The organism is Luteibacter anthropi (genome assembly GCF_011759365.1).
In the GTDB taxonomy this organism is placed as follows: domain Bacteria; phylum Pseudomonadota; class Gammaproteobacteria; order Xanthomonadales; family Rhodanobacteraceae; genus Luteibacter; species Luteibacter anthropi.
Genome location: NZ_JAARLZ010000003.1, coordinates 280,830 through 302,682, shown reverse-complemented (window position 1 = coordinate 302,682; position 21,853 = coordinate 280,830). Strand labels below are relative to the sequence as shown.

At 63.4% G+C, this 21,853-nt stretch carries 19 protein-coding genes; 8 read left to right on the top strand and 11 right to left on the bottom strand.

Going from position 1 to position 21,853, the window contains the following annotated elements:
• The first annotated feature begins 253 nt into the window (after nt 1-253).
• The 5 genes from HBF25_RS06815 (at nt 254) to HBF25_RS06795 (ending at nt 4,707) form a co-directional block, all read left to right on the top strand.
• The gene (locus tag HBF25_RS06815) at nt 254-1,228 is read left to right on the top strand and encodes a multidrug resistance efflux transporter family protein (protein ID WP_166947188.1); all 975 of its coding nucleotides are present in this window, start codon (nt 254-256) and stop codon (nt 1,226-1,228) included.
• Nucleotides 1,229-1,270: 42 nt separating this feature from the next.
• Complete coding sequence (locus tag HBF25_RS06810; RefSeq protein WP_166947187.1) at nt 1,271-1,702, top strand: hypothetical protein; 432 nt, start codon at nt 1,271-1,273, stop codon at nt 1,700-1,702.
• 228 nt (nt 1,703-1,930) lie between these two features.
• Complete coding sequence (locus HBF25_RS06805; RefSeq protein WP_341778052.1) at nt 1,931-3,160, top strand: MFS transporter; 1,230 nt, start codon at nt 1,931-1,933, stop codon at nt 3,158-3,160.
• Between the two features lie 967 nt (nt 3,161-4,127).
• Nucleotides 4,128-4,418 (top strand): hypothetical protein, encoded by a 291-nt coding sequence (locus tag HBF25_RS06800; RefSeq protein WP_166947185.1) that lies wholly within the window; start codon nt 4,128-4,130, stop codon nt 4,416-4,418.
• Nucleotides 4,408-4,707, top strand: a complete 300-nt coding sequence (locus tag HBF25_RS06795) for a hypothetical protein (RefSeq protein WP_166947184.1) — start codon at nt 4,408-4,410, stop codon at nt 4,705-4,707. The genes HBF25_RS06800 and HBF25_RS06795 overlap by 11 nt, the downstream gene beginning before the upstream one ends.
• Nucleotides 4,708-4,874: 167 nt before the next feature.
• Here the strand turns inward: HBF25_RS06795 and HBF25_RS06790 are convergent, their stop codons facing one another.
• The 10 genes from HBF25_RS06790 to HBF25_RS06745 all read right to left on the bottom strand — a co-directional run bounded on the left by HBF25_RS06790 (nt 4,875) and on the right by HBF25_RS06745 (nt 18,061).
• Nucleotides 4,875-10,178 carry an RHS repeat-associated core domain-containing protein gene (locus tag HBF25_RS06790; protein ID WP_166947183.1) on the bottom strand — a complete coding sequence of 1,768 codons (5,304 nt, stop codon included), beginning with the start codon at nt 10,176-10,178 and terminating at the stop codon, nt 4,875-4,877.
• Between the two features lie 280 nt (nt 10,179-10,458).
• Nucleotides 10,459-12,369: an alpha/beta hydrolase family protein gene (locus tag HBF25_RS06785; RefSeq protein WP_208392451.1), complete on the bottom strand. Its 1,911-nt coding sequence runs from the start codon at nt 12,367-12,369 to the stop codon at nt 10,459-10,461.
• Nucleotides 12,366-13,526 (bottom strand): pyrroloquinoline quinone biosynthesis protein PqqE, encoded by a 1,161-nt coding sequence (gene pqqE / locus HBF25_RS06780; protein WP_166947182.1) that lies wholly within the window; start codon nt 13,524-13,526, stop codon nt 12,366-12,368. Before pqqE ends, HBF25_RS06785 begins: the two co-directional genes overlap by 4 nt.
• A complete protein-coding gene (gene pqqD, locus HBF25_RS06775; protein WP_166947181.1) occupies nt 13,498-13,764 on the bottom strand; it encodes a pyrroloquinoline quinone biosynthesis peptide chaperone PqqD in 267 nt (88 codons plus the stop codon). The genes pqqE and pqqD overlap by 29 nt, the downstream gene beginning before the upstream one ends.
• Nucleotides 13,761-14,510: a pyrroloquinoline-quinone synthase PqqC gene (gene pqqC / locus HBF25_RS06770; protein WP_166947180.1), complete on the bottom strand. Its 750-nt coding sequence runs from the start codon at nt 14,508-14,510 to the stop codon at nt 13,761-13,763. The genes pqqD and pqqC overlap by 4 nt, the downstream gene beginning before the upstream one ends.
• A gap of 9 nt (nt 14,511-14,519) precedes the next feature.
• Nucleotides 14,520-15,431, bottom strand: a complete 912-nt coding sequence (pqqB, locus tag HBF25_RS06765; RefSeq protein ID WP_166947179.1) for a pyrroloquinoline quinone biosynthesis protein PqqB — start codon at nt 15,429-15,431, stop codon at nt 14,520-14,522.
• Between the two features lie 66 nt (nt 15,432-15,497).
• Nucleotides 15,498-15,575, bottom strand: a complete 78-nt coding sequence (gene pqqA, locus HBF25_RS06760) for a pyrroloquinoline quinone precursor peptide PqqA (RefSeq protein WP_166947340.1) — start codon at nt 15,573-15,575, stop codon at nt 15,498-15,500.
• Nucleotides 15,576-15,701: 126 nt separating this feature from the next.
• Nucleotides 15,702-16,592 (bottom strand): LysR family transcriptional regulator, encoded by an 891-nt coding sequence (locus tag HBF25_RS06755; RefSeq protein ID WP_166947178.1) that lies wholly within the window; start codon nt 16,590-16,592, stop codon nt 15,702-15,704.
• A 4-nt stretch (nt 16,593-16,596) separates the two neighbouring features.
• The gene (gene tesB / locus HBF25_RS06750) at nt 16,597-17,463 is read right to left on the bottom strand and encodes an acyl-CoA thioesterase II (protein WP_166947177.1); all 867 of its coding nucleotides are present in this window, start codon (nt 17,461-17,463) and stop codon (nt 16,597-16,599) included.
• Between the two features lie 40 nt (nt 17,464-17,503).
• Complete coding sequence (locus HBF25_RS06745) at nt 17,504-18,061, bottom strand: N-acetylmuramoyl-L-alanine amidase (RefSeq protein WP_166947176.1); 558 nt, start codon at nt 18,059-18,061, stop codon at nt 17,504-17,506.
• Between the two features lie 45 nt (nt 18,062-18,106).
• Here HBF25_RS06745 and HBF25_RS06740 point away from each other — a divergent pair, with 45 nt between their 5' ends.
• The 3 genes from HBF25_RS06740 to HBF25_RS06730 all read left to right on the top strand — a co-directional run bounded on the left by HBF25_RS06740 (nt 18,107) and on the right by HBF25_RS06730 (nt 21,245).
• Nucleotides 18,107-18,625 carry an alpha/beta hydrolase gene (locus HBF25_RS06740; protein WP_166947175.1) on the top strand — a complete coding sequence of 173 codons (519 nt, stop codon included), beginning with the start codon at nt 18,107-18,109 and terminating at the stop codon, nt 18,623-18,625.
• Complete coding sequence (gene rlmKL / locus HBF25_RS06735) at nt 18,622-20,763, top strand: bifunctional 23S rRNA (guanine(2069)-N(7))-methyltransferase RlmK/23S rRNA (guanine(2445)-N(2))-methyltransferase RlmL (protein WP_166947174.1); 2,142 nt, start codon at nt 18,622-18,624, stop codon at nt 20,761-20,763. Before HBF25_RS06740 ends, rlmKL begins: the two co-directional genes overlap by 4 nt.
• A 77-nt stretch (nt 20,764-20,840) precedes the next feature.
• Entirely contained in the window at nt 20,841-21,245 is a 405-nt protein-coding gene (locus tag HBF25_RS06730; RefSeq protein ID WP_166947173.1) for a hypothetical protein, read from the top strand.
• Between the two features lie 127 nt (nt 21,246-21,372).
• On the opposite strand, the gene HBF25_RS06725 is transcribed toward HBF25_RS06730, so the two are convergent.
• Nucleotides 21,373-21,810, bottom strand: a complete 438-nt coding sequence (locus tag HBF25_RS06725) for a DUF6491 family protein (protein ID WP_166947172.1) — start codon at nt 21,808-21,810, stop codon at nt 21,373-21,375.
• Between the last annotated feature and the right edge of the window lie 43 nt (nt 21,811-21,853).

Genomic DNA, 21,853 nt, shown 5'->3' with positions numbered 1-21,853 from the left:
GGCGCTGGGTTCCAGCGTTCGCTGGAACGACGGGGTGGCGGCTTGCCGTTACCTCACTACCCCTCACGTCGTTCCTGCGCAGGCAGGAACCCAGTGCGATGCAGTGGGTTTTCGCGGGCATGCTGCCGACATAAGGCCGATGTAACGTTGCCTTGTTTTCTGGTGGACCGAGGCACTGGGTTCCAGCGTTCGCTGGAACGACGGGTGGGGGCATCTGGCATAGTTGGTACATTCGTTTTGCTGCTGAGCCACCATGCGTCCAACCGCCCTTAAAGCCGTGGCGATCGCCTTATCATCGGCGCTGTTCTTCACCTTCACCTACGTACTCAACCGGGCCCTGGTCAGTGAGGGGGGCCATTGGCAATGGGCGGTGGTGCTGCGTTATCTCATCACCTTGCCTTTGCTTGCCCTCGTGTTGCCGTTCCAGGGAGGGCTCGGTCGCTTGCCTCACGAACTGCGCACCTATCCGCGCACCTGGCTCCTTTGGAGCGGCATCGGCTTCGTATTGTTCGGCCTGCCGCTGACCTGGGCCGCCAACAGCGGCCCATCGTGGCTGGTGGCCGGCAGCTTTCAGACGACGGTGCTTGCCGGGCCGCTCCTGGCGCCCTTCATTTACCGCGATGAGCGCGCCCGCTGGCACCTGGGCACACTGTCCATCGGCCTGCTCATCCTCGCAGGTGTCTTGCTCCTGCAATTGGGCCATGCAAACGGCACCCTCGATGCCACGGCATGGCTTTCGGTGGCAGCGGTGGTCTTCGCCGCCTTTGCCTACCCACTGGGTAACCGGATGATCCTGCTGCACCTGGAGCGCAGCGGCACCCGGCTGGGCGCGGTGCAGCGCGTGTTCGGCATGACCCTCGCCAGCTGGCCGCTATGGCTGCTGCTGGCGGTAGTGACCTGGATGACCGTGGGGCCGCCCACGCTGCGGGAGGCACTGCTGGCCGGCGGTGTCGCCTTGTCGTCGGGCGTGATCGCCACGGTGCTCTTTTTCCACGCCACTGAAAGCGTCGGCCGGCAGCCCACCGCGCTGGCGGCGGTGGAAGCCATGCAGGCGGCGGAACTGCTGTTTGCCACGGGCATCGGCGTGGCCTTCCTCGGCGAGCCGTTCCCCGACACGCTGGCCGCCTTCGGTGCCGTGGCCATCGTGCTGGGTATCGTTCTTTTCGCCTGGGTCAGTGGGCGGGAATCAGCGGTCGATCCTGCTTCGGCGGGCGACAGAGGCGCCTGAGGCGCGGTCGGCGTACGCTGTGTAGACCTATCGGAGGCTTCCATGAAGATCGCCGCTTTCGCCTTGCTCCTGGCGCTGCCAGCGTTCGCCCAGACCTCGCCGCCGCCAGGCACCCATGGCGAGCCCGCCCCCTCGGCCGAGCCGATGCGGCGTTTCGAATGGCGCGACGCCCAGGCAGGTTTCACCTTCGTTGGTCCGGCCCGCTGGGCGGGCGTGGTGCAGGCGGTACGGTTGGAACACGGGGATGGGGTGCGTTTCGTGGCGGGTGGCAAGACCTTGCTGACCCTGCATAGTGGGGATGAGGCCAAGGCCAGGATTCTGGTGGCCTCGGGCGACCGGGAGCTGTCCCGGCATGACGGGCGGGTGGTGACCATCACGCCGGGGGACGACGGAGAAGGGCTGGGGCTGTCGGATGACGAGCTGGCGGCGGCGGTGCAGTGGGATGGGGCGGCCTCGGGCGAGGCGTCGCGCTAGCCTTTCTGCATGGATGGGCCTCGATACCCATGACTCTGTAGGAGCGCGCCTTGCGCGCGACCGGTTTTGGCGGAATGGACAGGGATCGCGATAACCGGTCGCGCGCAAGGCGCGCTCCTACAGGGTGCGATTGATTCGTCAGGGATATTGAACCGGATGGCTTGGCTTATCGATCCGACTCAATTCAGGGTCTAACCTGTCTCCATGGTTCATCTCCTGGAGGTTCCCGTGGACGGCTCCTCGCCCGCCGCGCCGGCGGCGTTAATTGATCGGCGCATTCGTCACGGTACGCCGGCATTCCGGCGCACCAACCTGGCCCTGTTCTCGTCGGGCTTTGCCACCTTCGGCCTGTTGTACTGCGTGCAGCCGCTGCTGCCGGCCTTCTCCAAAGCCTTCGGCCTGGACGCGGCGAGCAGCTCGCTGTCGCTCTCCGTCACCACGGGCGTACTGGCCGTGGCGATGCTGTTCGCCGGCGCGCTGTCCGACATGTGGGGCCGCAAGCCCGTGATGCTGGCTTCCCTGCTGGGCTCGTCGTTGCTCGTGCTTGCCACCGCGATGGCGCCCAACTGGTCCACACTGCTCGTGCTGCGCGCGATGCTTGGCATCACGTTAGCCGGCCTGCCGGCGGTCGCCATGACGTACGTCAGCGAGGAGATCCACGCTGATTCACTCGGCTTTGCCATGGGCCTGTACATCGGCGGCAACGCCATCGGTGGCATGGGTGGGCGGCTGATTTCCGGTTTCGCGGCCGATCACTCATCGTGGCGCGTGGCCGTGGGCGTGATCGGTGCGCTGGGCCTCGTCGCCTGCGCGCTCGTTGCGAAAGGCTTGCCGACGTCATTGCATTTCGAAAAACGCCGCGCACATCCGCGTGCGCTGCTGGCTTCGTTTGGTTCGCTATGGCGCGACAAGGGTCTGCCGTGGCTGTTTGCCGAAGCGTTCCTGTTGATGGGTGCCTTCGTCACCATCTACAACTACGCCTCGTACCGCCTGCTGGCGCCGCCGTTCTCGCTGTCGCAATCGCATGTCGGCGCCATCTTCACGGTGTACCTGATCGGCGTGGCCAGTTCCGCATGGATGGGCTCCATCGCCGGCAGGCTAGGTCGCCGCCGGGTGCTGTGGACTACCTTCGTCATCATGCTGGCGGGTGTAGCGTTGACGGCGACGTCGTCGCTGTGGGCCATCGTGACGGGCATCGCCATGGTCACGTTCGGCTTCTTCGGTGGTCATTCGATTGCCAGCAGCTGGGTGGGCAAGCGCGCTCCGTTGGCGAAGGCCCACGCGTCGTCGTTCTATCTGTTTTCGTACTACATGGGTTCCAGCGTTGCCGGTTCGCTGGGTGGATTTGCCTGGACGCATGCGGGGTGGAACGGTGTAGCGATCTACGTCGGTGTGCTGGTGTTCGCAGGCCTCGCCATCGCGATGAAGCTCCGCCGCCTGGCACCCCTGCCTGTGTAGGAGCGCGCCTCGCGCGCGACCGGTCAATACGAGGCGTTGATGGTGTTCGCGATAACCGGTCGCGCGCAAGCACGCTCCTACAACGCAACACCGTTACCGGATGCGCAACCAACCTCGCGACAACGTACCCCTGTAGGAGCGCGCCTTGCGCGCGACCGGTCAATACGAGGCGTTGATGGTGTTCGCGATAACCGGTCGCGCGCAAGCACGCTCCTACAACGCAACACCGTTACCGGATGCGCAACCAACCTCGCGACAACGCACCCCTGTAGGAGCGCGCCTCGCGCGCGACCGGTCAATACGAGGCGTTGATGGTTTTCGCGACAACCGGTCGCGCGCAAGGCGCGCTCCTACAGAGAAACGTGGTCGTGATGGGGTGGCGTGACGACCATACGCGGGCGGCGCCTACAGACAATTCTGTGTTGTTTTGCTACGTTGTCACCGCTGCCTGCGCTGTCGGTTCACTCGTACTCGCAGGCAGCCTTCGCTCCAAGGCGGTGGGGGCGTGGAACCGGGGTGATTACGAGTCACCCCGGCCCACTAACCACCGAGTCCTCCTCAACTAGCTATCACTAGCAAGGAATCGTCCAATGGCTATCGCCCATTCTACGTCACTCGCCCGCCCGCCGCTTCTCCGCGGTGGCCCACCCGCCGGTGCCCGGGCCGTTCCGGCCCTGCCAGAACGCGGTTGACGAACCGCGGCGTGAGCCGCGCTCTAGCGCTTTAGGCCTTGCCGTCAGCACCCGGCGCGTTGCCGGCTATGCGGTAAAGGCCCGCTGACGCCGCATCCACTTCGACAATCACGCCGCCCGGCGTCCGGTCTCGGACACGCCGGCAGGCCTCATCGTCCCGGAGCGATGCGCAGCAAAACGTCAACCTGACGTTGCGTTACCCCGTGGCACGTTCATGGAGTCCATGGCGTGCCACACCTGGGATGGGAGGGCGGCGCTGACCCATGGAGCCGTACATGAAGGACATCAACGACTACTGGATTCTGGATGACGACGATGCCTCGGCCGAGCGTCTGCTCAACGAGGCGACGGAATGGTTGGCGTATGCGCAGGGCACGGCACGCTTGCTGGCCGAGGTGGCACATGAGGAAGCCGATGATGCGGATCATCGTGACCTGTCGCTGGCCATCGGCGGCGTGGCGGCGCTGGTGGCCGTCGGTCAGCACTGTGTGCAGCGCGCGCATGTGCAGGTGATGTTCGAGTCACCGTTGCATCGTGAAGCGGAGGGCATGCCGCATGGGCATTGAGATCGTGCAGATCACGATGGCGCTGGGGCTGATGATTATTAACGTGCTGGTGTTTATCGATCGCCGCGAGGGGATGACCATCGCCAGGCGCGGTGCGCGGGGGTTTGCCGTGGCGGCCTTCGGCAGCGCCATCGTGGCGTTGCTGGCGATGGATCAGTTGATGATCCAGGTGTGGATTCATCCGAAGGATGAGACGACGTTTGTGTTGTTTCGGTTGGCGATGACGGGGATGGGATTGGCAACGTCGGGTGCAGTGGCGTTCTGGGTGTTGTCGCGGTGGAAAGTGTAGGAGCGCGCCTCGCGCGCGACCGGTGGAACGGGAGCGATGATGATCTGCGCCATGAACGGTCGCGCGCGGGGCGCGCTCCTACAGGGATGGGGGGCGCGAATTGCATCACACGTTCGCCTTGACCGGTCGCGCGCAAAGCACTTTCCTGCCGTCGATGATCGTGCCACCTAGCGGAAGCGAAGGCCTCGCAACCGCGCCACGAACGAATGGCTCAGTGTGTTGGTATGCCATGAGCCGATGATACCGGAGGCTGTCACGGAAGCCGTGTGTCCGGCGACGATCGCCTCATCACCCACAAGAAGGCCTGATTCGGACAAGCCCCCTGACACGGCACAGACCATCGTGTTCAGGTCGCCCATATCGAAGGCCCCGGCCAACTCACCCCAGGTACTGTGGAAGCTGTCAAAGGTCAAATCCGCGACCTTGTCTTTCAGGTCGCCCCAGACTGACGGGAGTTTTCCTGCAGGAAGCGGATTACCGAGGACCTGATTGGCGTAGCTTGGCTTGGGCGTCAGTACGGTTCCCGGTGACCGAAACGATTGCCCGCTCCATCGAGATATGACATCGCGCCCCCGGTCCCATAGCTTGCTGCCGGCCGCAGCGACCTTCTGTAATAGCGTTTTGCCAAGCTGATACCCCGAGCGGCAGAGTTTGAGCGTGAACTGGACAACTTTTTGTCCTAGCGACGCCACACCACCCACCAGGCCGGCTCCAAGCGCTGCCCAGCCAAAGATCTTGGCCAGTTTCGGGTCGCTATCTGACAACGCCGCGGCCGCGATGGACAGCCCGGCGGACACGATGGCCAGCCCAACCAATGCTCCCGTCAACAGTAGCGATGCTCCGCCGGTGAATGCGGCCGCCATGATGCCAATGGCTCCCCAAATCACAGCGCTGATGATGCCGCCGTTGCTCATGCCCAGGGGGCCGGGAGCGCCATCTGGCCATCTCGCGCGCAGCCCCCGGTTGACCGCACCGGCACCTACGGCCATATGCCCACTGGGATCGGACATGTTCGCCGGGTCGCCATCGAAGCAGCCATAGGCCTGCGGGCCGCCATTGCCGAACGGGCTCCAGTCATCGGGTACGCCGAATTGCATGCTGTCCGGGTTGTAGTGCCGGTAACCCTGGCCCAGCGGATAGTGATCGTTGTCCGCGTCACGGTATTCGCCCTTGAAACCGAGTAGTGAATCGGTTTCGGCGGAGCTGTGCCCACCCCAGGCGGTGTATGTGTGGTACTTCGCGGTTTTCGCCGTGGCGTCGAAGGTCACCAGCACCGTGCCGTCGATATCGCGCAGTTCGAGCAGGGTGCGACTCACCCTCGAGCGAACGACCGCTTGCACGGTGCAGCCGGTGCTGCCGGGATTCAGCCAGCGGCCATCGCCCGTGGGCGCGCAGTCGGCGCGCAGTTCGGCACCGTCATAGACCAGTGTGGATGTCATGTCATCCTTGCCAGTGGTCGCCAGGCCGTTCATGGGGGTGTAGGTGTAGTAGCGCGAGCCGGCCCGGGTCATCCGGCCCAGCCAATCATAGGTATAGGTCTTGCCGGTGATGTCCTTGATGATCCGTCCATTCCTGTCGAACTCGGGGGTGGTGGCCCTGGGGTAATCCGGATGATCATGGGTGACGCCGGTCAGCCGGCAGCCACTTATGTCGTCATACGTGTAGCGGCTGCTGCAACGGCCACCCTCGAAGGCCGTCATGCAGGCGGTCACGTTGCCCAGGCCATCGTAGGTGAATTCCTGCTGGCTGATGGCCTTGCCGCCCGGCGTTCTGGGCTGCCATTCGTCGGCGTAGCTGCATGACTTCACGCAGCCTGCCGGCGTATAGGTGTAGGTGCGCTTTCCCTTGCTGGTGTTGCCCTCCATCCATTCGACGCATTGAATACGACCATCGCCGAAATACGTGTGGTTGAGGGTGTAATCGAAGGCACCGTCGCCTGTCTTCACGAAACGTCGGCTGATTTCCTTGCCTTCACTGTCGTAGGTGTAAGTGACGATGACATCGTCACTGATCCCTTCGCGTGCCAGCCTGCCCCGGTCATCGTAGGCATGATCCGTGATTCCGTTCGGAGCATTGGTGGTTACGCGCTGACCCAACTTATTGTAGGAGTATTCGGTCCGGTCCGAGAGCTTCCATGCATCCGAAAGCAGGCGTCCGGCCGGAGTGTAGCGACGTTTCACCATGGTTTCCCAGTCCAGGCGTCCGTCTGGACATTGGTCAATGACGCGCTCGTTGGGATCGTGGTCATAAGTGATCGACGCGTACTCCGCATCGTCCTCGCCATCGGTAACGGCAGTATTGGATTCCTTGGCCGACGAGGAACGCGTATTGCCGTGCAGGTAAGCAAACGACTGCGATCGCGTGCCCCCGGTAAGGGTCTTCACTTGATGGCCAAGTTCCGGAATCGTGGTGTAGGCCAGCGTGGTGCCATCGGCCTGCTTCCTTGTGGCAGGCACGGGAATGGCCTCGCTGTAGGTATAGGTCTCGGTAATGCCTGCACGGGTGAGCGAGGTGCATCTTCCCCAGGCATCCAGGGTGCGTTCGCCAAGCGTGCGGGTAACGGCACCCCAGGTCACCGTGCGCTTGATGGGCTCGGTCACGAGCCAGTCGATGGGGTACTCATAGTGATAAGCGTACGTGCTGCCATCCTCGTTGTGCGTTTCGGTGGTCACACGTCCGATGGAGTCGTAGCTATAGGTGGTGGTATGCATGCCATGCGGCGTATCCCGCGACAGCGTCAGCAGCCACCCGTTGTTTCGGTAAGTGTAAGTGTCAGTGCGCTTGACCTCTCCATGGGTATCGATTTGCTCGACCTTGGCGACGGAGCCGTTGCGCTTGTAGGTGGTGCGCTTGCGCTGTTTGTCGTCCTTTGCGCCGACCCATTCTTCGCGCACCCGGGTGATGGGATCGTACTGGTTGAATGCTACCCTTCCATCGGAGTAGGTGCGGCTGCATTCGTTACCCCAGTCGTCGTACGCCATGGTGAAGGTCTCGGCGATATCGGACGCTCTATCGTACGGACTCGATTCTTTCGTGACGGGGTAGACTGGCCTGTATTTATCAAGGAAATGGTCATACTGCGTGATGCTGCTTTCCCTGCCTTGATCATCAAAGGACGTGGTCTTCAAAGGAAGCCAGTAGGAAGACCCTGTAACGTAGGTCGATTTTTCGGTGTGCCACACCTGTTCGAGAATGGTGTTGCCACGACCATCCTGCTCTGTGGCGTGCTTCTGGCCGTTCGGGCCAGTAGTTTCGATGCGACCGGGTTGGGGGTAGGCGTAGGTGGTGGTCTGCCGGTACTCGTCGCTCTGGGCACACAGAACATGCGTGATGAGACGGCCAGCGCTATCGTAGGCGTAGGTTGCTCTATTGCCGTCGGCATCGAGCTGGTTGACCAGACGGCCACTCAGCGTGCTGAGGGTTTCACCGGTGGTGCGCGAAGTATCGGCACGTGACTCGGTGATGGCGATGGTGATTTCGGTCTGGTCGGCGTTGAGCGTATAGGCGAAGCTCAGGAACGTGCCGGTGCCGGTAACGACGCCACCGTTGCCATCGTCGTTGCCCTGGGTGATGCTTTTCTTCAGGCCTTTGCGGAAGTCATCGCCGTCATAGTAAGTGATTATCTGGATGAGCTTGGCTGACAGTGTCGGGCCGCAGGCTTGCTTGAGTGTATTCAGCTTCTCGCGATTGAGCCCGCTGATGTCGACATAGGTGAAGTTCTTCTGGTAGAGAAGGCGGGATTCGTGCTCTGAATGCTCGCTGAGATAGGTTGAGGCGGCATGGGGAGCGTCGGCGTTCCCATACTCGGAACTTGCTAATTCGTATGCTGGAACAATTTTTCGCATGTCAAGGCCAGTGATGTCTTTCCTTTTCCACGCGTGAAGGTATCCGTCGGCGTCTACGTCTTTGACAAAAGAGCGAGCCATGGGGGTAGCGTTCGGATCGACGGGTTCTTCGGTGTCGGGTAACTTGACGTCGCGAGGATCTATCTTCGACGCAGCTGATATCTCAGCGTTTGGAAGCGATTTACAGAAGCCAGAGTGCGATGCGTCGTAAGCGAACGCTGTGTGTGACGCTTCGGTGAAGCGAAGGGATGGCTGGCCGCCAATGGCGCTAAAAAATGCCTGTGATGCGATGGAAAGCGTTTTCGTATCACCGTACTTAACGTCTCTAGACGTCGAGTATGATTCGGTCTTTCCTGATTTTTCAATGATCGTCGAACAATCGACTCTAACGATTGCATTATTGGTTTTTCTTTCTTCACTTGTGCCACTGTGATCTTCGGAATAGAAATGTGTAACGATCGACCCGGCTTGGGTGATGGTGGTCCGATAGACATCGTCGAAGCCTTGGAGTTTATTTTTTCCTTCACCGAATACCCATTGGTAGTCGTAGGTGGCGACTGTTTCCGAGATGTTTCCACGTGGCTTTACGATATGTGTTTTGACGCTTGGCAGTGCAGACAGCTTTTCATTGCCGGCAAACGTCAGGCCATCGTCTGTGTAGGTTACCGTCTCCGTCAGACCTGCGAAGGTGCGGACCTCGTTGAGCAGCCATCCGCATGTCGCGTGGTCCTGGTAAGCAAAGCGGGCCATGGGGCCGTCTGTTGCGTTGACCGTCGCGTTGGCCTTTTGCTGCGTGGCCTTCCAGATGGCGTACTCCGGCGGCACGATCGATGTCAGGGCGTACTGGTCGTTGAGGTTCAGGACGAACGTCATCGCTTCGCGTGTGCGTGGCCAGAAATTCAGGCGGATTTCGGTGGGAGCCGCGACGTGGTCATCGGGTTGTGAGGTACCGTCGGCGCGGTATTCAATGGTGAGCAGCCGGCGTGGGCTTGCCTTCGTGCCGGATGCGTCTGTTGCACCGTCGTCGTCGATGGCCGTCAGGCGGACTTGATGGCGTAGTTGTACCGGGATGACTTGCAGGGTGGGCACGATGCTAAATATGTTGATCGAGGGAGATTCAGTGTCGTTCGACTGCTCCACGGTCGCCCAGGTCAGATGGAGATACCGATAGCCGTCCGTGGTGATGGTGACGGGTGTCCACAACAAACTGTCACCCGCCTTTTGGAAGGTTTCCACGCGCCCGTCTGCTCGTTCCACGGTCAGGGTGGTGTCGTTGTCGGACCAGGTGGCCTTGACGGCGCTGTTTTGAAAGGCTTTACCCTTTTCTACCAGGATCACTTCACCGGTATGCAGGGTGAGGGTGCTGTTTCTTTCGAAATAGGTGGCGATGGATCCGAACGACCAGCCATCGCCCAGGGCAGCAATGTTGTTGACCGCAGGGGAGTAATACAGGGACATGTCCAGGACGGGCCCCTGGCCTGCGTTGCCTGTGATTGCAGGCAACGGCATGAAACATTCGAACAGGCCGGTGCGCGGATCGACATGGGTACATTTCTGTCGGGTCGTGTTGAAGATGGCGGCGTTTCGAAAATCGGAGGGGTCCGTACCCATCGCGTTGTGTTTCATGAGGCTCTCCTTGCCGAGCAGATTGGGCGGTGATCGGGATATACGGGACGATGCGCTGATACGAAGCGTGCGCCGGGTAGACAGTGAGTGACATAAGCCGTTGGTTGTAGGCGAAGATATGCAAAATCGGCCATGCACGGGGAGGGCGGTATGCCAGCACCATGGATGCGGTAGCAGGAGCGCGCCTTGGGCGCGACCCGACGGAGTGGAGCGATGAAAGTGATCGCAACGGATGGTTGTGAGACGTGATCGCGGCAATCGGTCGCGCGCAAGCACGCTCCTACAGGAGGGTGCGGTAGAAGGCGTGTTCGTTTTCCAGGGCGTGCGCGAGGGTGGTGGCCTGGCGGAAGCCGTGGCGTTCATCGGGATAAGCGTGATATTCGCAGGGGACGCCGCGTTGGCGTAGTGCTGCGACCATGGCTTCGGTTTGTGCGGGTACCACCACCGCGTCGCGGCCGCCCTGGAAGAAGATCACCGGTACCGTGATGCCCTCGACGTGCAGCAGCGGCGTGCGTTCGTGGTAAATGGCTTCGTCGGTGACCGGATCGCCGATGAGCCAGTCCATGTAGTCGGATTCGAACTTGTGGGTGTCCTTTGCCAGCGCAATGGGGTCGCTCACGCCGTAGAGGCTGGCGCCGCCACGGAAGACATCGCGGAAGGCGAGGGCGCACAGCGCGGTGTAGCCGCCTGCACTGCCGCCACGGATGAAGGCGGCCAATGGGTCGATGAGGCCTTGTGCGGCGAGCCAGGGGACGAGGGCGCACGCGTCTTCGACGTCTGCGACGCCCCATGCGCCGCGCAGTGCATCGCGATAGGCACGGCCGTAGCCGGTGCTGCCGCGGTAGTTGATGTCCGCCACCGCGAAGCCGTGGCCTGTCCAGAACTGGATACGGGCATCGAAGACCGGGTGGGTGGCGGAGGTGGGGCCGCCGTGGATGAAGACGATGAGTGGGGGTGGGGTTTCGGATGCGGGCAGGTAGAGAAAGCCGTGGGCGTTCCTGGCGCTCGGGGTTTCGTTAGCCTCTGTAGGAGCGCGCCTTGCGCGCGACCGGTTGTCGCGAACACCATCAACGGATTCGCTTGGCCGGTCGCGCGCGAGGCGCGCTCCTACAGTGATCGGCCAGGTGATGGGGTGGGGTAATGCGATGTCGCTTTCGGCCAGCGGTGGTTCTCCGCCTGCCAACACGTTGACGGCATGTGTGAGCAGATTGATGCCTATCACCGTCGAGGGATGCGTCGGCGAGGCGGCGATGGCATACAGGTGATTGCCATCCACGGTCAGCGCGCGAAAACGCGTGTAGTCGGTGGCGAGGTCATGCCATGTCGCACCATTCAGCAGCGACAACCGTCCGAATCCGCGATCAAACCAGCAGACCACGTAGCTACCGTCAGGCAGCGCCATCCACGTCCGGGTTCCCATCTGCCATGGCGCGCCAGCGTGATCGGCCAGCGGGCTTGGTAATGGCATGTCCATCGCATCATCCGCGAAGCGCCACGGCCGCCACCAGCCATCACGGTCCGTCAGCGCCATGAGCACCCCATCGTTGTCGAAGGTGGGCTGCTGGATGGATTCGTTACCTTCGGCGGCGACCGTGGCATGGCTTGCTACCTGTCCGTGCTGATCGAGGCGCGCCTTCATCAGGCGTGTGCGCGTCCACGGCTGGTGAGGGCGGTCCCATTCGATCCAGGCCAATGCGTGTGATTGAGGGCGTGGTGAGGCATAAAAGTCGGCGCCTTCGGCGAGTACCCGTCGTTCGCCCCGGGTATCGATGGCGATCAGCCGGTGAACCGGAAAGCGGCCACCTTCCGGGTGTTCTTCCACGGCAAGGACGTGCCCACGGGCCTCGTCGTAGACAAGATCACCGTACCGCGCATCGTTCATGCCACCGAACGTCACAGGTGACGATCCATCCAGCGACTGCCTGTAGACCTGCTGGTCTTTCTCGTTGACGAAGAACAGGGCATCACTGCTCAGAAAGAACGACCCGCCACCGTATTCGTACACCCGGCTGCGCACGCTGTAACCATCCGGTGTCAGACAGATGGCGCTGCCGTCGCGATATATCCACAGACGGGTTGCACCGTCAGCAGGATCAAAGCGCCCATACACCAGTACACCGGAATGGGCAGCGAGTTCGGTGAAGTCCGCGCCGGCAGCGACGGCCCGTGCAGCAGTCAGGGTTTGGCTCATGTCGGTGTGACGCGTGCGATCAGGCGTGAACTGGGTGCGTTGCGGAATGTGAGCTGGTCGATACGTTGAGTGGCGGTTTCCGCTTCGGCACGCGCTGCCAGGATCAGATCATGATGCGATGACTTCGCGCAGACAGGATCGGTCGCCGCCGCATCACCCGTGAGCATGAACGCCTGGCAGCGGCAGCCGCCGAAATCCTTGTCCTTCTCATCGCAGGAACGGCAGGGCTCCGGCATCCAGCCATCACCACGAAAGTGATTGAAGCCCGGCGAGTCGTACCAGATGTGTTGCAGCGAGTGCTCGCGCACGTTCGGAAACGCGATGGGCAACTGGCGTGCGCCATGGCAGGGCAGAGCGGTGCCGTCGGGGGTGACCGTGAGAAAGATGCTGCCCCAGCCACTCATGCAGGGCTTCGGCCGTTCCTCGTAGTAATCCGGCGTGACGAAGATGAGCTGACAGGGATGATGCTCGCGTGCCAGTCGTTCGCGGTAGTCGTTGGTGATGCGTTCGGCCCGTTCCAGTTGCTCGCGTGTAGGCAGCAGGCCAAGCCGGTTCAGGTGCGCCCAGCCGTAGAACTGGCAAGTGGCCAGTTCCACGTAGTCGGCTTCCAGCGCAAGGCACAGGTCGATGATGCGATCGATGCGATCGATGTTGTGACGGTGCGTCACGAAGTTCAGCACCATGGGATAGCCCTGCGCCTTCACCATGCGCGCCATGGCGAGTTTCTGCGCGAAAGCCTTGGGCGAACCGGCAATGAGGTTGTTCATATCCTCGTCGCTGGCCTGGAAGCTGATCTGGATATGGTCGAGGCCCCGCTCGCGGAAATCCGCGATCTTCGCTTCGGTGAGGCCGATACCCGAGGTAATGAGGTTGGTATAGAAACCGAGCCGGCGTGCTTCACCGATGAGTTCGGGAAGATCCTGCCGCACCAGAGGTTCGCCACCGGAGAAGCCCAGCTGCGCCGCCCCCATGGCACGCGCTTCGCGCAGCACGCGAAACCAATCGTCGGTGGTGAGCTCCTTGCCTTGCGCCGCGAAGTCCAGCGGATTGGAACAGTACGGGCATTGCAGCGGGCAGCGATAGGTCAGCTCGGCCAGCAGCCAGAACGGCATGCCGGGGCGCGTGGTGTCAGGCGAAATGGAGCCAGTGTTTTTCATGGGCTACCTGCATGAAGTCGTCCACGTCACCGCCGATGTCCTCGTCGGGGAATTCGTTGGCCAGTGCGGCGACGATCTGCGCAACGCTGCGCTGGCCGTCGATGAGTTCACCGATCATGCCGGCACCCTCGTTCAGGCGGACCATGCCCTCGGGATACAGCAGGACGAAGGCCTCCTGCGCGGGCTCCCACTGGAAGCGGTAGCCGGGGCGCCATTGAGGAATACGTTTGCGACTCACAGGGCGATTCCCTTGTGCCAGGCCCGTTCCGTCGTAATGCTGTGATACGGCGGTCGGTGCAGTTCGTACGCCATGCTCATCGCATCGAGCATGGTCCACAGGATGTCGAGCTTGAACTGGAGGATGTCCAGCATGCGCTGCTGGGCCTCATACGTTGTGTAGTGGTCGAGCGTGATCGACAGGCCGTGCTCGACGTCGCGGCGCGCCTGCCCGAGTCGTGTGCGGAAGTAGGCATAGCCTTCCGCGTCGATCCATGGGTAATGCTGCGGCCAGCTGCTGAGGCGCGACTGGTGGATTTCCGGGGCGAATAGCTCGGTGAGCGAACTGCTTGCCGCCTCCTGCCAGCTCGCTCGCCGGGCAAAGTTCACGTATGCGTCCACCGCGAAACGTACGCCAGGCAGCACCAGCTCTTGCGACAGCACCTGTTCGCGATCCAGTCCCACGGCTTCGGCGAGCGTGAGCCATGCCTCGATGCCGCCACCTTCGCCGGGTGTCCCGTCGTGATCGATGATGCGCTGGACCCACTCGCGACGGGTGTCGCGATCCGGGCAGTTGGCCAGGATCGCGGCATCCTTCAGGGGAATGTTCACCTGATAGTAGAAGCGATTGGCCACCCAGCCCTGGATCTGTTCGCGCGTGGCACGGCCTTCGTACATCGCTACGTGGTAGGGGTGGTGGCTATGGTAGTAACGGCCCTTGTCGCGCAGGGCCTGTTCGAATGCATCGCGGGATAGCGCCTGGGTCACGATCGTCGCCTAGAGAGTGATGCCCATTCCATCCCAGGCGACGTCGATGCCGCGGCGCTGCAACTCGGCGCGCTCGGGCGAATCCTCGTCCAGGATGGGATTGGTGTTGTTGATATGGATGAGGATCTTGCGCTGCACGTTCAGCGCATCCAGCACGTCGAGCATGCCGCCATGGCCGTGCTGGGCGAGATGCCCCATTTCCTTGCCGGTACGCGTGCCGACGCCGCATCGTTGCATTTCATCGTCGTGCCATAGCGTGCCGTCCACGAGCAGGCAGTGTGCGCTTGCCATGATCTGGCGCAGTTCGTCGTCTGCTTCGCCGAGTCCGGGTGCATAAAAAAGGCGGCCGCCCGTATCGAGATCGTCCACGACCAGGCCGATGTTGTCGCCAGGATGCGGGTCGCCGCGATGCGGCGAATAAGGCGGCGCGGCACTGCGTAAGGCAAAAGGCGTGAAACGCAGACGTGGGCATGCGGCAATCACGAATGGTTGGCCCGGCACGATGCCCCGGTGCGTGAGGCCGCCATTCCAGTGCGTGAGCATGCGGAACAGGGGAAACCCCTGGGTGAGGTCCTCATGGACCATGTCCGTGCACCACACTTCATGCGGGCATCCTTCGCGAAGGCTGAGCAGGCCGGTCGTATGGTCGATCTGGCTGTCCAGCAGCACGATCGCCGAGATGCCGGTGTCACGCAGCGCACGATTGGGCTGCATGGGCGCGAAAGCGGCAAGCTGTGCACGGATGTCGGGAGAGGCGTTGCATAGCACCCAGTGCACGCCATCGTCGGAAAGCGCGATGGACGATTGCGTCCTCGCCGTGGCGCGCAGCGTGCCGGCGCGAAAGCCGGCGCAGTTGGCGCAGTTGCAGTTCCATTGCGGAAAGCCGCCGCCGGCGGCGGAGCCCAGAACCTGGATATGCACGGTGATCCGTTCGTCCGTTGCAGGAAGGAAACGCCCCGGAATGCCGGGGCGCCGACGCGCCGCGTGTCAGCGGTTCGACACGTACATCGTCACTTCGAAACCGAGACGCAGATCGGTGTAGGCGGGCTTCTTCCACTTACGCATGGGGTCGATCCTCGGGTAGTCGCCAGACGTCCTGGCTTCTTCGAGATTAACACCCACCCTGCGTGGTCAAACTGTGTACTGGACGGCAGTTTCGTACCTGGCGATAGAAACGTCCAAAGACGTGCATCAGGGGCGCAGCATGAGCCCGGTAAAGGCCTGCACCAGTGGCGAGCGGTCATCGCGGCGATGAACCAGATGCAACTCGCTGGCCGAATCCGGAGAGTCGATGGCGATATAAGCCACGCCGTCGATATGCACATGGCGCATCGATTCCGGCAGTACGGCCACACCGAGGCCCGCAGCCACGAGGCTGATCATCGTAGAGGATTCGCCGGCCTCCTGCGCGATACGCGGCATGAAGCCTGCATGGCGGCACATGCTCAGCAACTGGTCGTACACACCGGTGCCGGCACCGCGCGAGAACACCACGAAGTTTTCGTCAGCCAGTTCTTCCATGCGCAGGCCTTTGCGTCGCCCCTTCACCAGCGGATGGTCTGCGCGCAGTACGGCGACGAGGGGATCGGAGACGATGCGGTGGGATACCAGGGTGGATGGCAGCGTTCCACCGCGTAGCAAGCCGATCTGCTGGCGTCCGTCGAGCAGGGCTTCGATCTGCTGCATCGTATTGCGCTCCACCAGCACCAGTCGCACCGCAGGCCAGGTTTCGCGGAAGTTGCGTATGGCGCGGGGGAATCGCTCGATGAGCGGCGTAGAGCGGGTGAATGCGACATGCAGCTCGCCGATCTCGCCGCGTTCGGCACGGCGGGCAAGATCGCCCGCATCGTCCACCCGCGCGATGATGTCGCGCGCGGCATCGAGATAGGCACGGCCGGCGTCGGTGAGTTCGACGCGGCGGTTGGTCCGGCGCAGCAGGCGCACGCCCAGCGTGGATTCCAGGTCGCGGATCTGCTGGCTGAGTGGCGGCTGGGACATGCCCAGCCGCTCGGCGGCGCGGCTGAAGTGCAGCTCGTCGGCCACGGCGATGAAGTAACGCAGGTGCCGCAGCTCGACGTTCATGCGTTCAGTCGGGACGCACGCGGATCAGGCCTTCCTGCGCCGTCGAGGCAATGAGCTTGCCGTCGCGCGTGTAGATCATGCCGCGCGCCAGTCCGCGGCCGCCCTGCGAGGTAGGGCTGTCGAATGAATACAGCAGCCATTCGTCGATGCGGAACGGACGATGGAACCACAGGGCATGGTCGAGGCTCGCCATCTGCATGTTGCGCGTGAGATAGGAGATGCCGTGCGGTAGCGTGGCCGTGCCGATGAGGTGGAAGTCGGACGCATAGGCGAGCAAGGCCTGGTGGAGCGTCAGCGCGTCGCCCACGGGCGCGTTGATGCGGAACCATATGTGCTGGTAGGGCGGCCGCTTGGCCGGGCGCAGTTCGTCGCGCGGCCACACATGACGAAACTCGAACGGGCCGCCGATGCCCAGCCAGCGCTGGGTTTTCTCCGGCAGGCGCGCCAGTTGCTCACCCGAGAGTTCGTGCATGGGTTCGACGTCTTCCGGGGCCGGTACCTCGGGCATGGACATCTGGTGCTCGTAACCGGTTTCAGGCACCTGGAACGAGATGGAGCCGTCGAGGATCGGCTGGCCGTGCTGGATGGCAACCACCCGGCGCGACGAGAACGAACCACCGTCGCGGGTGCGTTCCACGCTGTAGACGATGGGTGCCTCGATATCGCCCGCGCGCAGGAAGTAGGCGTGCAGCGAGTGGGCTTCGCGTTGCGGATCGACCGTGCGCTGCGCGGCGGAGAGGGCCTGTCCGAGCACCTGGCCACCGAAGACGAAGCGGGTGCCGATGTCGCGGCTCTGGCCGCGGAAGAGGTTGTCTTCCAGGCGCTCCAGTTCGAGCAGATCGACGAGTTCGCTGACGTGGTTGTCCGACATGGAACGGTTTCCCGGTAACGATGCGCGAATTATACGGCGCTCAGGTGTCCAGCCGGGTCAGCCGCAAGCCTTGCAGCGCGCGTGCCCAGGGAAACTGCGGGCCGGGATCGCGCTTGCGCGGCACTTCGGTATCCGGATCGTTGCTGGCCGGCACCATTGCGGTATCGAGATCTTCGTGGCCGGCCACGTGGCCCAGCGATGGAAAGCGGGCGAGCAGGTGGCCGAGCAGGGCACGCAGTGCCGCGATCTGGGCCTCCGGGTAGGGTTCGGTCATCTCCTGCCGGCGGGAATCGAACCAGTCGGGGTAGCGGCCGAGATTCACCAGTTCGATCCCTATGGAGCGTGGATTGAAGCCCCGCGTGTGATTGGCGATGCGCAGCGGGTCCACGTAGCACAGCACCGAGCCGTCGCGGTCGATGTAGTAATGGCCGCTGGCGCCCGTGCCACGGTCTTCGTAGAGCACGCGCTCGCCATACTCACGGGCCATGGCCAGGTCGGGCAGTTCGGTGCAGTGCAGGACGATCAGGTCGATGTCGGTTGCGGCGCGTTCGGGCAGCCGGGCTTCGTAGGGCAGGGGGGCATGGAGGATGTCGATCATGCCGCTTTGATAACATAGCCGGTCATTCCGCGTACGGAGACCGCCATGCGCGGCCACATCATCCTTTCCCACGGTTCCGATTCCGGTCCCGACGCCACCAAGGTGAGCGTCCTGGCGGCCGTGGCCGAATCGCTCGGCTGGACCACCCAGCGTCCCGATTACTGCGAGGACGACCTCAAGGGCTACGCCGGCTGCATCGAACCGCGCCTGGACAGGCTCGCCGGGGCCATGGCGGCCTCGCCGGCACCGCCGGTGCTGGTCGGTTCCAGCATGGGGGCTTTCGTCTCGGGGCTGGCCTCGCTCGACGTGCCGGTCGCCGGCCTGTTCCTGCTGGCCCTGCCGACCCACATCCCCGGCTACCCGCGCGGCTTTGCCGCCCGCAAGGATGTACCGTCGTTCCTGGTCCACGGCTACGACGACGACGTCTGCTCCGTGGACGAGGCCATCGGCTTCGCCCGGGGCCATGGCATGCCGGCCCTGCTGTTGCGCGACGATCACCGCCTGAGCGTCACCCTGCCTGTCGTCGAGGCTGAATTCCGCCGTTTCCTGGAAGGCCTCGCATGAATTTGTTCGCTACCTGCCCCAAGGGCCTGGAATACCTCCTCAAGGACGAACTGGTCGCCATCGGCGCCGGGAACGTCAAGGAGGCCCTGGCCGGCGTGTCCTTCGAGGGCTCCCTGGAGACGGCCTACCGTGCCTGCCTGTGGTCGCGCATGGCCAGCCGCGTGCTGCTGCCCGTGGCCGAGTTCGAGGCGGCCACCCCCGAGGCGCTCTACGAGGGTATCCAGGACATCGACTGGGCCGAACATCTGGCCGCTCACGGCACCCTGGCCGTGGATGCCAATACGGCCCAGAGCAAGCTCACCCACAGCCAGTTCATCGCGCTGAAGACCAAGGACGCCATCGTCGACCAGTTCCGCGCCGCCAGTGGCGCGCGCCCCGACGTGGACCCCGAGGAACCCGACCTGCGCGTCAACGTGCGCCTGCGCCGCGACCGCGCCACGGTGTCGATCGACCTGTCCGGCTCCCCGTTGCACCGTCGTGGCTGGCGCGAGCGCCAGGGCGAGGCGCCCCTGAAGGAAAACCTCGCCTCGGCGATGCTGGTGCGCGCCCGGTGGCCGCGCATCTACGCCGAGGGCGGCGCGCTGGTCGATCCCATGTGCGGTTCGGGCACCCTGCTGATCGAGGGCGCCCTGATGGCGGCCGGCGTGGCCCCGGGCCTGCGCCGTGGCTACTACGGCTTCCTGGGCTGGCTGAAGCACGACTACGCCATGTGGCGCACCCTGTGGGAAGAGGCCAAGGCGGCCGCCGACGAGGGCCTGCGCAACCTGCGCCCGGTGTTCTTCGGCAGCGACAGCGACGGCAACATGGTGCAGACCGCCAAGCGCAACGCGCAGGCGGCCAACGTGGCCGGCTTCGTCCACCTGGATCGTCGCGACGCCGTGCACGTGGCCCCCCCGCCGGAAACCCCGCTGGGTCTGGTCATCACCAATCCGCCGTACGGCGAGCGCCTGGGCGACCGTGCCGAGCTGCCACAGCTCTATCGTGAGCTGGGCCAGGCGCTGAAGGAGCGCTTCCCGGGCTGGCGTGCCGCCGTGCTGGCGGGCGACGAAGAACTGGGCCGCGCCCTGCGCCTGTCGCCGGACAAGCGCTACGCGCTGTTCAACGGCGCGCTGGAAACCCCGCTGCTCACCTTCAGCCTGCGTGCCCGCGACGAGGCGCCGCGTGAGGCCAGGCCGCTGTCCGACGGCGCGCAGATGCTGAAGAACCGGCTGGAGAAGAATGTCCGCCACCTGCGCAAGCGCCTGTCCCGCGAAGGCATCAGCTGCTGGCGCGCCTATGACCAGGATCTCCCGGAATACGCCGCCGCCATCGACGTCTACGAAGACTGGCTGCACATCCAGGAATACAAGGCGCCGCAGGACATCCCGGTGGATGTCGCCCGCAACCGCCTGCGCGAGGTGGTGCGCGTGGCGGCCGAGGTGTTCGGCACCCCGCGTGATCGCATCGCTGTGAAAACCCGCGAGCGCGGCAAGGGCGGTTCCAAGTACGGCCAGTTCGACCAGCAGGGCCAGTTCGTGGAAGTGGGCGAGGGCGGCCTTCGCTTCCTCATCAACCCCACCGACTACCTCGACACCGGCCTGTTCCTCGACCACCGCCTCGTGCGTGCCAAGATCCGGGAACTTGCCGCCGGCAAGCATTTCCTGAACCTGTTCGCCTACACCGGTACGGCCAGCGTCTACGCGGCCGCGGGCGATGCGCGCGACACGACCACGGTCGATTTGTCCGCCACCTACCTCGACTGGGCGTCGCGCAATCTTGCGCTGAACGGCTTCACCGGCAACCGCCACCGTCTCGTTCAGGAAGACGCGCTCTCCTTCCTGGAGAAGCGCTCGATGCAGTACGGGCTGATCTACGTCGACCCGCCGACCTTTTCCAACTCGAAGAAGGCCGACGATTTCGACGTGCAGCGCGACCACGTCAAGCTGCTGCTGCTCTGCGCCGAGCGACTGCTGCCTGAAGGCATCATCGTGTTCTCCAACAACTTCCGCCGCTTCCAGCTTGATCGGGCGGCCCTCGAGCCCCATTTTCAGATTGAGGACTGGAGTGCACCCAGCATCCCGTTCGACTTCTCACGGCGCCACGATATTCATGGCTGCTGGCTGCTCCGGAAGCCGTTCGTGAACCCATGGAGAACGTGAACATACGGTGCAGAAAACTTCAGTCCGGATTCAGTGCCGGAGCGCGAATCTGGAATCACCACCCGGAGGTCACCGTCATGAAAGGTCAGTTCGTCAAGTCCGCTCTTTTTCTCGCCGCTGCGGGGTTGATGGCATTCGCACCCGCATCCTTCGCCCACGGGTGGGGTCGCGGCGGTTACTACCACGGCGGTGGCTATTACGGTGGCTACCATGGCGGTTACTACGGTCGCGGTCACTATGACCACGCGGGTCGGTGGGTTGCTGGCGCCATCGTTGCCGGTGCAGTCGCCGGTCTGGTCTACGGTGCCACGCGTCCGGCCACCACGGTGGTCTATGACGACCGCCCGGTGTACTACAGCCGCCCGGCCACCACGGTCATCTATGACGACGGTCCGGCATACACCACCCGTCGCGTCACCACGACCACCACGACGTATGACGATGGCTACACCACGCGCTACGTCCGCGACGACGGCTATTGATCGTCGGCATCCGTTGAACAAAAGCCCGGCCTCGCGCCGGGCTTTTTTATTGTAGGAGCGCGCCTGCGCGCGACCGATGTTTGCGTCATAACCGGTCGCGCGCAGGCGCGCTCCTACAGGGCGATGGTTACCTGACCATGCCGTTGGGCTCGGCGCCCGATCCCTTGCGCTGTGCCTTCTTCTCCAGCGACTGATAGGTGGCCTTGTCGATCTTCTCTACCGTCTGGATCTGGCACGGTGGATCGTCGCGGCGCACGATCTGCTCGTTGATGCTGCCGCAGATGCGCATGGGCGCCACGGCCTTGATGCTCTCGGCGCCGCGGAAGCGGATGCCGCCGCCCAGGTCCATGCGCGGGCAATCCACGTTGGTGGTTACCCGGTAGAAGTTAGGACCGTTGGCGACGATGACCGTGCGGTTGTCGACCATGGCCCAGTTGCTGATCTGGTCGGTGCGCAGGCAATCGGCGACGGGCAATTCCTTGCGAGGTAAGGGGGCCGGGGCATCGGCGGCCTGGGCGGCTCCGATCAGGATCAGGCCGGTCACGAACAGGGAGCGGGCATACATGGTGAAGTCCTCCGCGGTGAGGTAACCCTACGTTAAGCCTCCG